Below are 14,992 nucleotides of genomic sequence, written 5' to 3'. Positions count from 1 at the left end.
TTCAAAAAATGATAAAAAAGGGGCTAATCTGATGAGTCAATTCATAGCAACATATGCAAATACACTATTATTAGTTAAACAAGTTAATGGTCGTTTTCATATAGAAAAGAAACTAGAAGGAATGAACCCCATCGCCATCGCTCAGGATCCATTCAATCCTGACATATTATATTGTGGCACGTTTGATCGCGGTTTGTGGAAAAGCGTGGACAAAGGCGATTCATGGTTACCTATTGGCACACGCTTTACGTATAATAGTCCTTTTAAAAAGCAAGACATTCCTATGACATCCATTACTGCAGTCTCAGTCATAGATACAGGTAACAATACTGGTGCGGTATTAGTAGGTACAGAACCAAGTGCACTCTTTATTTCCTATGATCAAGGTGACTCATTTGAATTACTGACAGATTTCGCACATATTCCTGGAAAAGAACAATGGTTTTTCCCTCCAAGACCGCACACACATCACGTTAAATGGTTAGATAACAATCATCGCTCGCCCAATATCATTTCTCTTACAATTGAGGCTGGTGGTTTGATTCAATCTACAGATTCTGGACAACATTGGGAAGTACCGCAAACGGATCATGCGCCTATCGATATTCACGTACTCAAAAGTCATGACGAACATCCCAACAAATTATATGGCGTTCTCGGAGATGCCTTTTTAAATGGTGGTAGAGATACCTTTATTGAAAGTGATGACTACGGTAAAACATGGACAACATTTATAGATGGCATTGAGCATAGATATGGTTATGGCTTGGCAATCAATTCAAATAATGCTGAGAATATCGTCATCTCAACATCAAATTCGCCAATGAATGCCCATAGTTATGGAAGTCATACATTTTCAACCATTTATGCTATTGATAAATCACAAGATAATGCCTGGATTGAAGCAACTGAAGGCTTACCTTCCACAAATGGCACGCTTATCTCCGCTGTCACTGAAAGAGATGGTATCTTTTATATTGCGAATAATAAAGGTATCTTCTCTTCCGACAATGGTGGTAAAAGTTGGCATCCTTTGAACATAACATGGACAAATGAATTAACAGAGCAACATGTTTATCAATTGATCACTTTAGACTAAGTAATGTTAGTATAGATGATATAAGTAAACACCCAAAAGATTGTATGATAAATTCAATCTTTTGGGTGTTTTTATTTACACGTTTTTACCCTTAATCGCGCCACTTAGCTTCATATAGAAGCCACTTGCCTGTTCTATATAGCATTACAATCAAAAATTTGTTTTACTTAATGTAAGGGGAGGGACTGAACATGAAAGTAAAGGTTGTTTATGATCAAACATTAGACGAAGATGAAATCATACTATACGCGCATAAAGATGCCAACAATTTATCAGATATTATCAACTCAATTCAACAATTATCTCAAAATATATTATTTCCCGGAAAATACAACGAAACCATCTATTATCTTAAACCACAAGATATCATTTGTTTTCGGATAGAAAATAAGATATTAAATGTTATCACCGCTCAACGTCAATATACGATGAATCAACGTTTATACGAAATAAAAGCACAGCTTAATCATAGCTTTCTACAAATTTCAAAATCTGAAATCATCAATGTGAACTTCATTGATTATCTAACATTAAATAAAAATGGCACGATTGAAATTCGTTTTACTGATCAATCATTTACGTACTCTTCTAGAAGATACTTACCATTAATTAAGGAGGCTTTAAAGCTATGAAACGATTCTTTCACGGTGGAACCATTGGTATTACGATTGGCGTCTTTGTCTCTTTAATATTTTCAACACTATTTGCGCACCACCAATTTCATCCAGTTTCTCCAGAATCAACGATGGGTAGCATTTACTTTGCACATTTAACTGAATTACAAATTATGTTTATTGCTGTTGTGATATGGGCATTAATCGGTATCACATTCAGTTATGGCGCGCTTATCTTTTCGAATTCACGAAAGACATTATGGTTTAAAACATTAACTCACTTTAGTTTAATGCTCATCATCATGTTCCCACTGGCTATATTAGCTGGATGGTTTCCTCTTAAACTTTCAGCAATCATACTATTTGTGGTCATTTATACAATTGTTTATTTTATCATTTGGGGTATTGAAACAAGACGTAATCAACAAGATATAGACGAAATTAATGCCATGCTCTCAAAACGGAAGGGATGATTTGATATGAATCAAGGTCGTTATACTGTACTACCTAATGAATCGGTCACTGTATTTTTGATTGGTCTTCACATCAACAAGTGGTATAAAGTTCATCACTGGTTGCCTGTACTTTTAGCTATGCCACCAATGCTCTCCGAATTATCAAAGGATAAATCACTCGGTTGTTTATCTTATGAAATGTTGTTTAAATATCGTGGTGTTATGATCGTTCAATATTGGGAAACAAACGAAAAATTGCTTAGTTATGCAAAAATGCCTGTACATTTAAAAGCTTGGCGCAAATTCTCGAAAAAATTAAAGCATAATGAAGCCGTTGGTTTTTACCATGAAACATATAATGTAGATTCCCATCAATATGAAAATATTTATATCAATATGCCTGATTTCGGTCTCGGCAAAGCACTCGGTAATGAACCTGTAAGCAAAGCCACACATACTGCAAAACAACGACTAAAAAAACATACTTAACGCGTATTTTAAATCAAACGATATCATAATCATAGAGTTGAAGTTGAAATGTCAAAGGCATACGTACTGTCACAATAACCATGATTTATTACGAGATAGCGATAGCATCTTTTACTGAAATTCATAAATGTCATTCGCATAAAAAGAAAACGACAATTTCCATTACTGCAGAAATTGTCGTTTTTATTTTGAAATGTTTATATCCCAAATATTTTATTTATTGTTATAACTTCATTTACTAATCCATGTGCTATCTCACATATTCAAAAATTCCAGCTGCGCCCATACCTACACCGATACACATGGTAACCATACCGTAACGTGTTTCTGGGCGTTTCTTCATTTCAGACAATAAGCGTCCTACTAACATCGCACCTGTAGCACCAAGTGGATGTCCAAGTGCAATGGCACCGCCATTCACATTCGTCTTCTCAGCATCTAATCCCACTTCTCTCATAGAAGCCAATGTTTGAGAAGCAAATGCTTCATTTAATTCTACTAAATCAATATCATTAACGTCTAAGTTAGCTTGTTCCAATACTTCTGGAATCGCATATGCTGGACCGATACCCATTAATTTAGGGTTTACCCCTACTGCTTTAAATCCAACAAAGCGTGCAATAGGTTCTACGCCTAGCTCCTTCACTTTTTCACCAGACATCACAACGACAAAACCTGAGCCATCTGTTAATGGGGCCGAGGAGCCTGCCGTCACTGTACCGTCAGCCTTAAATACAGTTGGTAATTTAGCTAAAGTTTCTTTATTTGTATCTGGTCTAATGAGTTCATCTTCTTTAAATACTGCTTTACTAACAACAGGTCCATTGTCGTCATATGTTACTTGATTGACTTCAATAGGTATAATTTCATCATCAAATTTACCAGATTGTTGCGCTTCTGCTGCGCGTTGATGACTCTGAACTGCATATGCGTCTTGATCTTCTCTAGAAACATGATATGTTTCTGCTACCATTTCCGCTGTAAGTCCCATCGGGTATGAAACGCCTGAATCTTCATCTTGAAGAATCGGATTATTCGTTGGTTCATTACCACCCATTGGCACAGCGCTCATCAATTCAATACCACCTGCGACAATCACATCTGCCTGATCGGCAATAATTTGATTTGCTGCATGTGCAATAGTTTGAAGTCCTGATGAGCAATAACGATTGACCGTTTGACCTGGCACTTCATTCGGTAGACCTGCTAGCAAAGCAATGGTTCTAGCGATATTTTGCCCTTGTAAACCTTCTGGGAATGAATTCCCTACAATGACATCTTCAACCATACTCGGTTCAAACGAACCACCGACTCTTTCTAATACACCTTTTAATACTTTTGCAGCAACCTCATCTGGTCTTTCATGTGCCATAGCACCATTTTTGGCTTTGCCAGCTGCTGAACGTCCGTAAGCTACTATATATGCGTCTCGCATTTAAATTCACCCTTCCTGTACTGATTCATAATTAGTTGCGTAGTGGTTTACCAGTTTCTAAGATATGAGAAATTCTGTCATATGTTTTTTTGTTTTGTAACAATTCTAAAAATCTCTCTTTTTCAAGCTTTTGCAAATATCTTTGATTGATATATGTGTTACGAGGAATATCCCCACCGCCTAATACTTCAGCCACTTTCAACGTAATCTCATAATCATAGTCACTAATGAAATGACCTATACGCTGCGCATCCAATTGTCCTTCTGCCAGCGCTTTAAAGTCTTTACCTAAAGCAATATATTGTGCTTTTGGTGTTGGAATATAATTTGTTTGCGATTCGTAACGCGCTCGGTTTAAAGCAACTTCGACACGTTTTTCTGTATTTAAAATAATTGTATCTGTATTTCTTAAATAACCATATCTAACCGCTTCATATGCGTTAGTTGATACTTTGGCAAAACCGATTTGCATAAGTATATCGGTAATTGATTTTTGTTTGTCATCATTTTTATGATTTGTGCGCAAGACTCTATCTGTTAACTCTGCAAGACCGCCACCTGCAGGTAATAATCCGACACCTGTCTCAACTAGACCAATATATGATTCACTGGCAGCAACAACAATTGGTGAATGTAGTACAAGTTCACAGCCACCACCAAGCGCTTTACCTTGTACAGCTGTAACAATGGGTTTAAGCGCATATTTTAATCTTGCAAAGACATGATGCAGTTGCTCAACGGCTGCACCGACTTCTTCTACAACGCGTCCTTCTTCATGTGCTTGTTTCATTTGGAATAAGTTTGCACCGACACTGAAATTAAATCCACCTGCGTAAATCACCATGCTACTATAGTCTTCACGCTCTAATGTATCAATAGCTTCAAGTAAGTCATCAAGGAAGCTATTTGAAATAACATTATTCTTACTTTGTAGTTTTAATAATAATTGATCTTTATTTGCTACAGACAGATTAGAATCTGATCTATCCCATAGTTCTTGATCAACATATTCCGCTACGGGCGTAATGCGCTCGATAGACTCACCTTGCGTATAAAATGATTCATTGCGTTGCTCTATCCAATCAGGTAACTGTCCTATCTCTTCTTTCATACGTGCTTTCACACGTTCGAAGCCCATTAAATCCCATAATTGGAATGGACCTTGTTTCCAGTTAAAGCCCCATACAAGCGCTCTATCAATGTCTTTGAAAGATTCTGCCGCTTTAGGTACATTAATTGCTGAATAATAGAAGTTATTTCTTAGCGTCTCCCATAAAAATACACCAGCATCATCTTGTGCATTAAAAATGACATCTAAATTTTTAGCTAAATCTTTGCCGAATTGACCTAATATTTCTAATTGTGGTTTCTGTGGCTCAACATAATCATTTTGTTTAGGATCAAAGACGTAACGCTTTTTGTTTACCTTTTTATAGAATCCTTGTTTTGTTTTATTGCCGAGTGCACCTTTTTCTGCAAGTTTTTCGGATAGTTTCACATCATGGAAGAATGGTTGTTCTTCAGGTATTTGTTGTAGTCCTTTAATAACTGCAATCGCGATATCAAGACCTACCAAATCTGATAAACCATAAGTTCCCATTTTTGGACGACCGATACTGCGACCTGTCAGTGCATCTACTTCTGTGATTGAAAATCCTTGTACTTCTGCGCGATACATAATGTCGTTCATTGTTTGTGTACCTACACGGTTCGCTACAAATCCAGGTACATCGTTAGCAACGATGACACCTTTACCTAACACATCTTCCGCAAAACGTTGCACGCGATCCACAACCGATTTCGAAGTCTTGCTATTAGGAATCACTTCAACTAATTTCATGATGCGTGGTGGATTAAAGAAATGCATTCCGAAAAATCTTTCTTTGTCACTATCTTCAAAGACATCTGCAATTGATTCGATTGGAATACCTGACGTATTCGTGGCAAATATTGCTTCGTCTTTAGCCACGTCTTTCACTTTTTTCCAAATTTGATGTTTGATATCAACTTCTTCTTTTACTGCTTCAATATAGATATCTGCATCGTCTTCCCCTGCTAAATCCTCATTAAAATTACCGTACGTCAGGTTAGAGGCAAATGATAAATCGAATAATTGTGGACGTTTAGGATTTGTGATAATTTCATATGCTTTTTTTGAAATTTTATTTGGATCGTTCTCGTCAATCACAATATCTAGTAATTTTACTTTTAATCCTGCGTTGACTAGTAGCGCAGCAATTTGACTCCCCATTGTTCCTGCACCTAACACCGTTGCTTTTCTTATTGTCATACTAAACCCTCCAAATTTAATGTTCTGAATTAATGCGTTATATCAATGCGTTCATCTATTAGATAAACGCGGAATCACCTGTCAATGCACGGCCTATGACAAGTGCGTTAATTTCATGTGTACCTTCATATGTGTAGATAGCTTCTGCATCCGCAAAGAATCGGGCAATATCATACTCACCAGCTAGAATACCATTTCCGCCATGAACCCCTCTGCCCATCGCAACAGACTCTCTTAGACGTAAGGCATTCATCATCTTAGCTGTAGAAGTAGCCACTTCATCATATTCTCCATTTGCCTGCATGCGTGCCAATTGTGCACATGTTGTCATGGCTTGTGCAAGATTTCCTTGCATCATGGCTAATTTCTCTTGAATTAACTGGAATTTACTAATTTCTTTACCAAATTGTTTACGCTTCGTTACATAATCTGTTGTGGCTTTTAACGCACCTGCCATAGCGCCTGTCGCCATGTATGCAACACCTGCACGTGTTGAGTAAAGTACTCGTGCAATATCTTTAAAGCTATTAATATTTTGTAGACGTTGTTCTTCTTTGACGACTACGTTGTTCAAATGAATATTTGTATTCGGTACGATACGTAAGGCAATTTTATTTTCAATCACATCGATTTCGACACCTTCTTGACTGGGTTCGATAATAAAGCCTTTAGGTTTGCCAGTTTCTACATCAACTGCATAGACTGGAATCACATCTGCTACATTGGCACCGCCAATCCATTTCTTCTGTCCATTGATAATCCATTTATCACCATCTCGTTTGGCAGTGGTTTCAAGACCGCCAGCAACATCAGAGCCATGTTCGGGTTCTGTTAATGCGAAACAGGTACGTAATTCATGTGATTGTAATTTCGGTAAATAGTAAGCTTGTTGTTCTTTACTGCCTCCAAACCAAAATGAATTATGACCGAGTCCTTGGTGTACACCGAGTAATGTTGCTAGAGATACATCAAATTTCGCTATTGTATACGACATAAAGAATTGGAATAATTGGCTAGGCGTTTTTTCGCCTTCACGTCCCTCAAAAAGCAATGGATTTTGGAAGTAATTTAATTTTCCTAATTCCTCAAAATAGTCTTCAGGCTCAGTTGCATTTAACCAATGTTCATTAACAGAATCACGATATTTTTCTTCTAACATATCATTAAGTTGTTTTAATAATTTCACTTCTCCTTCCGTTAAGTCTTTTGCGATACTTAAAATATCTTCTGGGTATAATGCTTTGATTACTTCTTCTTTTGTTGGCATAATATAAACCTCCATTTATTATGATTGCGCTTACATTTACAGTTAAAAATTTTTCCAACTTTTAAATACATCCTGCTTCAAATCGACGGGTTATGTTAATTCGTCTTTACTTTGGTCTTGCTTTTGCGCTTTGTCATTCATATATTTTTGAATTTCTAATTTATCTGGTTTCGATGTTGAGTTTAATGGAATATGTGTTAATTTGAGATACAATCTCGGTATTTTATAACCCGCAATATGTTCTCTCATATGTGCATCTAATTTCTGTTCAAAATCTGGATCATCTTCGGTTAAAACAACTGCTGCTGAAACTGACTCCCCGTATTTCGGACTATCATAACCGACCACAACACCTTGAGCGACAAGTGGATGTTCTGATAGTACCCTTTCAACTTCGGAAGGGAGAACATTTTCACCGCCAGTAATAATCATCTCTTTGCGGCGATCCACTATATAAACATCTCCATCTTCATCTATCTTGGCTAAATCTCCTGTTAAGAAAAATTCACCACTAAATGCTTTGACTGTTTCTTCTGGTTTATTCCAATAACCTGGTGTCACATTATTACCTCTAACGCCCAGTTCTCCAATTTCTCCAACTTGTGCTTCTTCAAAATGATCATCGAAGATACGGATATCTGTGAACATCACGGGTTGCCCAATACTCGCTGGTTTACGTTCGTTATTCGCTGCTGTATTGACGCTGACAAGTGGTGCCTCTGTTAAACCATAACCTGTAATAATAGGAATTCCCAAGCTCACAAATTTTTTCTGTACAGTTGGTAAAGGCGCTGCCCCCCCTTGTATGAGGAATTCAATATTGGCAAAGTTCTTTAAATCAAAGTTGTCAGCAACCAACATGGCGTAGTACATCGTTGGGATTTGAATTAAGAAATTCGGTTGATATTGAGCCATTAAATCATTTAATGATTCACCGTTAAAGTACCGTTGTAATACCAATGTTCCACCTGCCATTAATAATGGAATCGTTAAGTCATTAAATCCTAGTACATGAAACATCGGTGTTGAAATAATGGTTGTATAGGATGCGTATACTTTGTATGTCAATGCTATGGTAATTGGATTATTTACAAATGAATCATAAGAGAACATTACGCCTTTTGGTAATCCTGTCGTACCACTCGTGTACATTAAAGATGCTAAATCATCACCTTCAACACTAACCGTTGTAAAAGGACGATGATGGGTTGGATCAACGATATCATCATATGTCTTAGAATCAATATCCATATGAATCAGTTCATCTGCGATGCCTTCTAAACTTGATAAATGCTTTGCTGAATAAAATATTAATTTCACATCAGAATCAGCAATCACGCTTTCAATTTCCTGTGTCTTTAATCGCCAATTAATGGGCAAATACACAGCGCCTAGTTTGAATGAAGCAAACAATAGGTCTAATAGCGCAACATCATTTGGTGAAAAAATACCAACAACATCACCACGTTGAACCCCTTGTTCTTGTAGATAATTCGCCAAGTTCTCTGCTCTAATATTTAAATCTTGATATGTCCATTCTGTACCTTTGAATGGATCAATGACCGCTGCTTTTGGTTCGTCAAACGTTGCTCTTGTTTTAATCCAGTCGTAGTTCATATTTTTCTCCCCCTTATTTAAATACGATAATCCGACTTAATTGCTTGAGCCAATCCTCCCCAGTGCGCTTGATAGATATCACTCTGTGTTAGCTTGATATCATCAGAAAGAATCGGTCTAAAAGCCATGTTGGCTAAAATATCTTGTTCTAAATCTAAACCTGGTGCAATCTCAATAAGTTTTAAACCCTTGTGCGTTAATTCAAATACTGCACGTTCCGTTACGAAGTAGACCTCTTGATTAAATTTAATTGCATTTTCAGCATTGAAGTCCATACTACCCACTTTATCCACAAATTTTGTAGCGCGTCCTTGCGCTTCTACAGTTACTTTATTATTCTCGTATGATAGTTGACCCCCAACAACCATCGCTCCTGAAAATACAATTGTCTTTACTGTCTGACTAATATCTATAAAACCACCGCAGCCGTTCATTTTTTCACCAAACTTAGACACATTGACATTACCCATCTGATCAACTTCAGCAAAGCTTAAATAGGCAACATCCAAGCCATTGTTATAGATAAAATCCCAAGTCATATCATGTCTCATTCGTGCACTCAAGTTGTAATTCATACCAAAGTGTTCTCGACTACTGATTAATCCACCAAATACGCCCGTATCAATATTAGGCTGAACTAAATGATTGACTTGTTCTTCCGATAAGACATTAGATAATTCATTATTTATGCCAAAACCAATACTGATTACGTCACCCTCTAATAAAAATTGAGCCGCACGTCTCAAAATCACTTTACGGGTACCTAATGCTATATATGGTTCTCGCATTTCTGTAATTTGATAATGTCCTGATAGTGCTGGATCATATTGCGTTTGCATCACTTGCCTATGCAGTTTAGGATTCGTGTTTACAACAACATAATCGACCAGTTTTCCTGGAATAAATACATCATTGGGATTAAAGTTACCATTTTGAACAACTGCTTTAACTTGAACAATCACTTTTCCGCGATTATTATGTGTTGCTAATGCTAAGCTATATCCTTCACCAAGATGTGCTTCATGTGTCATGTATATGTTGCCATCCATGTCCGCATATGTACCTCTTAATAGCGCAATATCTATGTCTGGAAAGTCATACTGTAAATATGTCTGTTGATTAATTTCAATCAACGAGACTAAATCTTCGGTCGTGCGCTCATTGACTTTACCACCTGTATACCTAGGATCTACATTGGTGTTCAGGCCAATTTTAGATATGGTACCTGGTGAGGCTTGCGTCTTACTTCTGTAATGCGTGGTAATCACGCCTTGAGGTAAGTAATACGCTTCGATCTCGTTATTGCGCATTGCATTGATTGTTGCCGGTGACGCTGTGATGATACTTGTGATTAATCGCTTAATCATACCCCTTGTTGTAAATGCATCTAAGTCATAGCTATCGCCACGATAATCACTAATATCATTTGCTAACATAAATGTAAAATCTGTTAACGATTGATCTTCATCATTATATTCGACTAACGTTTTGAGTATCTCAGCTGGTAAATTAGCCGTTGATAAGGCTGCCAGAGCTATAACATCACCTTTATTAATGATGCTTGTCAATTTTGAAAATGGAATAATTTTCATATAGGTGTCTCCTATCTTTATTTAATCCAATCTGTTATAAGCTTTCCCCTTTAAAAAGCGCTCCTTTTTATGTAAATGTAAACCCTTACATGTAATATACCATTATTTTTGAAAATTATGCAAAAATTTTAAATTTTACAAATCAAGATTAACTATTTTATGTCTTTATAACGCGGTTTGAGCATAAATAAATTCAAATCAATGTTTTAACACATCTCGTCTATTTGACTCATCATATTTACTATATTAATGGTGATTATTTACAGCATTTCTATTTTTTTAAAACTTAGATTTCGACATTATATTAATTAATATTTTCGTTACAAAAATATTAATTATTTTTATATATCGTTGCTTTTATAAACATTTTATATAGTTGTAGCATTCGTATAAGTTTGTTATCCTTTTATATCACAATGCTTTTAAAAAAATAAGGCCCTTTCGTATAATTTAATAAATACTACTAAACTAAATTAACGAGGGGCCTTATAGATAAAGGTTATAATATCACTCAACTTACACTACCAATAGCAACTTCAATGTTAATTACTGTGAATGCTATTGCTCAATTGAATCATTTTATTTTTATTTGAACTACTTATTTTTGCTGTCGATTCGTTTTCACTAGATAAAATAGATAATATACAATACCAATGATAAACCAAATCAATGTATAGAGCTTAGCTTGTCCACTTAAGCCCCAAAATACAGCGAATACACACACAAAGATAATGATTGGCATGATTGGATAAAATGGTAGTTTAAATGCTGGCATTGGCAAATCTTTTCCTTCTCTCTTACGTAAGGCATAGATACCAACCGTAACGAACATAAATGCTACCAAAGCACCTGCAGAAATTAATTGTGCAAGGAAACCAAACGGAAAGACTGCACCAATAACTACAGCAACAATAGAAAGTACAATCAATGCACGGTTCGGTAGATTTTTATTGTTTAATTTTCCAAGCCAAGACGGAAGGATACCATCCCGACCAAATGAATATAATAAACGGGAACCAGCCAACATCATACCGATTAAGGCAGTAAACATACCAATAACTGAAATGGCTTGAACAATGACAGCAATCGTACCATAACCACTTGTACGTAATGCCCAACCAACTGGCTCTGCATTATTTTTATATGAACTATAGTCAAACATACCGACTAGCACAAGAGCTACAACAATAAAGAGCGTTACGGCAATCAGTAGCGAACCTAGTATACCTCTTGGCATTGTTTTCTGTGGATTAATCGCTTCACCAGAATTAGCTGCTATTGAATCAAAACCGATATATGCTACGAAGATGACTGAACTTCCAGCATAAATACCTTGCCATCCTCCAAATGCACCTGCTGCAGTTTCTTTATATTCAGGTATAAACGGAACATAATTTCCAAGATCTATCACTGATACCCCTACAATAATAAATAAAAAAATCGCGAGTACTTTAAGTACTACTAATATATTTTGAACACGTGCTGTTTCAGAAGTTCCACGAGATAATAACAAGGCAGTAATAACAACGACGACTGCTGCTATCAAATCTAAGATACCGCCATCCGTACCCAATGAGTTAGAAAGTGAATTCGGTAATGAAATATGGAAGGGGTCTAACAGCCCTCTTAAATTAGCAGAAAAACCTGAAGCAACGAAGGATACGGCAATCAGATATTCAGCAATTAATGCCCATCCAACAATCCATCCAAAGAACTCTCCAAATAAAATACTAATCCAAGTATATGCAGAACCCGCAAAAGGCATTACCGTTGCCATTTCAGCATAGACAAATGCGACCATTGCAGCAACAATCGCCGCCACTAAAAAGGATAAGCTGACAGATGGCCCCGTATGATCTGCTGATACAACACCAGGCAGTGTAAAAATCGCTGTAGAAACAATTGTCCCTACACCTAGCGCTAAAAAGTCTTTTACACGGAGTGTACGTTCTAGATGCGCATCTTTATTTTGATATCGAGATACATCTTCTTTTCGTAATAAGCTTTGTATAAGATTCATTTTTTACTTCTCCTTGCTATTTTTAAAACAAACATGTTTTTAAGTATAATGATTTTTGAATCTGATGTATATGCTATTGAAGAAAGAATTAACTTTTATTGTATTTTCATATATTTTACAAAGTTATCCGTTAATCACCCACCTTATATTCAGGGACTTTTTTACATCACTTATTTTCTTGGCATTATCTATTGCACGGGTACTTTAAAGTGCGTACTTACTTTTTTAAAGTATGCCCTTTAAAATAATAATTATCGTCATATTACGAATTTAGATAAAAAGGAGTTTTTTGATGCAATATACAACATTTAATAATGGACATACGATGCCTCAACTAGGTTTAGGCGTTTTTAGAGTGGAAAATAATGATACGGCAAAGGATGCTGTTAAACATGCAATTGTTAGTGGCTACCGTAGTATTGATGCTGCTTTCGTATACGGTAATGAAGAAATGGTCGGTCAGGGCATTCAAGAAGGCATCCTTGAAGCTGGTATTCAAAGAGAAGATTTGTTTATCACATCAAAATTATGGTTAGACCACTACGGTAAAGATAACGTTCAAGTAGGTTATGAAACTTCATTAAAACTTTTAGGTTTAGATTACTTAGACCTTTATCTTATTCATTGGCCAGGTACTGATCAGTCGCTAATGATAAAAACATGGGAAGGCATGGAAGCATTATATAATGATGGAAAAGTCAAAAATATTGGTGTCAGTAACTTTGATATTGAACACCTTGAAACTTTAAAAGCACATACTTCTATCAAACCGGTCATCGATCAAGTGGAATTCCATCCATACCTTATACAACAATCATTAAGAGATTATCTTGCTTCTGAATCTATTCAAATGGAATCTTGGTCTCCTTTAATGAATGCTGAAATTCTTACAGATGAGACAATCGTCGCAATCGCTGATGAAATTGGAAAATCCCCAGCTCAAGTCGTTATCAGATGGAATATTGAGCATGGTGTGGTGACTATACCTAAATCAGTCACACCACATAGAATCGAAGAAAATATAAATATATTTGATTTTTCATTAACGCAAGCACAAATCGCACGCATCGATGCGTTAAATCAAGATCATAGAATTGGACCAAATCCTTTAGAATTCAACGGATAGTATACTCATTTTTCCTCATAAAAGAGCCTTAGACATTTAATGATGTCTAAGGCTCTTTTTCAATTAAGCAGTAGATGACTGAATTGAAAATACCCTTGTATCAAGCTTTTTTCAATTCTAGTCATCCTTGCCTTGATTGCATAGGTAGGACTACAAAATCTCTATTAGAAAATTGGATTTTTGTCCCTCTCCGTTATTTTCAATTCTAAGTTGTCTTTGAAAAAAGATGCTATTCATTCTGTAATTAATTAAAACTTCCTAAATCAGCAACTTTAATAAATGTTTTGATTTGAGGATTATACATGTATTCACCCTAATTCTTTGAATTTACAATAGATTTGTAGGTTATACTTCATACGCGTTTATTTTAACATTAAAAAAATACCAATAAACTTTAGCGTATCGTTACTTCATTCCAAAGTTTATTGGTATTCTATTTCAGCAGGTCATACAGTACACTATACGATTAATGCTTCATGCGTTGTAACACTTCTAACTGTATCACTTTTAATGCTTCATTATATTCACGATTTGTACTTTCTTGTGCATTAATAATTAATAAATCAACCAATTCTACGTCGCTTTTCTCGCTGACTTCATGTTCAAATTGATGCAAATGTTCTTCTGAGGTCTTCGCATTTTGCTTTTCTATCTGATAGTATTGATCGGCTCCCAATCCACCTTCTTCAATCATGACAGAAATACCATTTGAACGTGTTTCGTTTACTCTTTTTACTTTAATACGTTTATTTTCACGGATAGCCATTTGAATCCCTCCTAACATTCATGTGCATTTGACAAACATCAACTTCATTTTTATCACATCTGCTACTTATTGGATTGAGATCAAATCACCTAGTTGCCGTTAATCATTATGTATAGTCATGTACACATTCAAGGTAAAACATTATTGTTTCATATTTCGATAGTATCTATAGTGTAATATTACATATAAGTAAATACAATCTCTTTGCTCACTTTTCTATAC

General features: G+C 35.9%; 12 protein-coding genes. 5 read left to right on the top strand and 7 right to left on the bottom strand.

Translation table 11 applies throughout. From position 1 onward, the window contains the following. Positions 1-31 precede the first annotated feature (31 nt). The 4 genes from ACP7BT_RS10595 to ACP7BT_RS10580 all read left to right on the top strand — a co-directional run bounded on the left by ACP7BT_RS10595 (position 32) and on the right by ACP7BT_RS10580 (position 2,657). A complete protein-coding gene (locus ACP7BT_RS10595) occupies positions 32-1,099 on the top strand; it encodes a WD40/YVTN/BNR-like repeat-containing protein (protein WP_041080297.1) in 1,068 nt (355 codons plus the stop codon). Positions 1,100-1,290: 191 nt separating this feature from the next. Further along, on the top strand, positions 1,291-1,731 hold the full coding sequence (locus tag ACP7BT_RS10590) for a LytTR family DNA-binding domain-containing protein (RefSeq protein ID WP_002484354.1): 441 nt from the start codon (positions 1,291-1,293) through the stop codon (positions 1,729-1,731). Next, on the top strand, positions 1,728-2,186 hold the full coding sequence (locus ACP7BT_RS10585; protein ID WP_002484355.1) for a DUF3021 domain-containing protein: 459 nt from the start codon (positions 1,728-1,730) through the stop codon (positions 2,184-2,186). The genes ACP7BT_RS10590 and ACP7BT_RS10585 overlap by 4 nt, the downstream gene beginning before the upstream one ends. Positions 2,187-2,192: 6 nt before the next feature. After that, on the top strand, positions 2,193-2,657 hold the full coding sequence (locus ACP7BT_RS10580) for a DUF4188 domain-containing protein (RefSeq protein WP_011304010.1): 465 nt from the start codon (positions 2,193-2,195) through the stop codon (positions 2,655-2,657). A gap of 250 nt (positions 2,658-2,907) precedes the next feature. Here ACP7BT_RS10580 and ACP7BT_RS10575 read toward each other — a convergent pair whose 3' ends face one another. From ACP7BT_RS10575 to ACP7BT_RS10550, 6 genes are all read right to left on the bottom strand, one after another. Next, positions 2,908-4,092, bottom strand: a complete 1,185-nt coding sequence (locus ACP7BT_RS10575) for a thiolase family protein (protein ID WP_002484357.1) — start codon at positions 4,090-4,092, stop codon at positions 2,908-2,910. A gap of 31 nt (positions 4,093-4,123) precedes the next feature. Beyond that, positions 4,124-6,382 (bottom strand): 3-hydroxyacyl-CoA dehydrogenase/enoyl-CoA hydratase family protein, encoded by a 2,259-nt coding sequence (locus ACP7BT_RS10570; RefSeq protein ID WP_115338745.1) that lies wholly within the window; start codon positions 6,380-6,382, stop codon positions 4,124-4,126. 58 nt (positions 6,383-6,440) lie between these two features. Next, positions 6,441-7,649, bottom strand: coding sequence for an acyl-CoA dehydrogenase family protein (locus ACP7BT_RS10565; protein WP_041080293.1), 1,209 nt, complete (start codon positions 7,647-7,649; stop codon positions 6,441-6,443). Positions 7,650-7,739: 90 nt separating this feature from the next. Then, entirely contained in the window at positions 7,740-9,266 is a 1,527-nt protein-coding gene (locus ACP7BT_RS10560) for a class I adenylate-forming enzyme family protein (RefSeq protein WP_041080291.1), read from the bottom strand. A gap of 17 nt (positions 9,267-9,283) precedes the next feature. Continuing rightward, on the bottom strand, positions 9,284-10,858 hold the full coding sequence (locus tag ACP7BT_RS10555; RefSeq protein WP_041080290.1) for a CoA-transferase: 1,575 nt from the start codon (positions 10,856-10,858) through the stop codon (positions 9,284-9,286). A gap of 598 nt (positions 10,859-11,456) precedes the next feature. Further along, positions 11,457-12,878, bottom strand: coding sequence for an APC family permease (locus ACP7BT_RS10550; RefSeq protein ID WP_002484362.1), 1,422 nt, complete (start codon positions 12,876-12,878; stop codon positions 11,457-11,459). Positions 12,879-13,170: 292 nt separating this feature from the next. Here ACP7BT_RS10550 and ACP7BT_RS10545 point away from each other — a divergent pair, with 292 nt between their 5' ends. Further along, entirely contained in the window at positions 13,171-14,004 is an 834-nt protein-coding gene (locus ACP7BT_RS10545) for an aldo/keto reductase (protein WP_041080289.1), read from the top strand. A 466-nt stretch (positions 14,005-14,470) separates the two neighbouring features. On the opposite strand, the gene ACP7BT_RS10540 is transcribed toward ACP7BT_RS10545, so the two are convergent. Beyond that, on the bottom strand, positions 14,471-14,770 hold the full coding sequence (locus tag ACP7BT_RS10540) for a hypothetical protein (protein ID WP_011304021.1): 300 nt from the start codon (positions 14,768-14,770) through the stop codon (positions 14,471-14,473). Positions 14,771-14,992: the final 222 nt, after the last annotated feature.

It is taken from the genome of Staphylococcus sp. Y174-1 (assembly GCF_049897865.1).
In the GTDB taxonomy this organism is placed as follows: domain Bacteria; phylum Bacillota; class Bacilli; order Staphylococcales; family Staphylococcaceae; genus Staphylococcus; species Staphylococcus saprophyticus.
The sequence above is the reverse complement of the archived record's forward strand: the minus strand, read 5'-3'. Positions and strand labels throughout refer to the sequence as shown.